This is a genomic window from Stenotrophomonas sp. AS012628 (assembly GCF_010608305.1).
GTDB lineage: Bacteria > Pseudomonadota > Gammaproteobacteria > Xanthomonadales > Xanthomonadaceae > Stenotrophomonas > Stenotrophomonas geniculata.
Genome location: NZ_VMBJ01000209.1, coordinates 1 through 242, shown reverse-complemented (window position 1 = coordinate 242; position 242 = coordinate 1). Strand labels below are relative to the sequence as shown.

Sequence of the window (242 nt, the reverse complement as noted above, 5' to 3'; positions counted from 1 at the left end):
ACATCGCGGGCAACAAGGGCAAGTTCGTCGAGTTCATCACGAACAAGCTCGAAAAAGAGATGGACATCACGAAGCCTCGCGACCGCGAACGTCTGGCGAAGGCTGCCGGTGACTACTGGCAGTACAAGCGCGAGGGCGTCAACGGCGACGCGTTGGTCGATGCGCTCATCAAGAAGAGTGGCTTGCTCGGTCTTCTGCAATATCTTGGCGTGAAGCAGGGCGCTCGCGGCATGGTGCTGACG

Annotated in this window: 1 protein-coding gene; it reads left to right on the top strand. The window is 59.1% G+C overall.

The genetic code is table 11. The features are described from left to right. On the top strand, positions 1-242 hold a 242-nt coding region (locus G5A07_RS21650; protein WP_191864014.1), incomplete at both ends, for a hypothetical protein.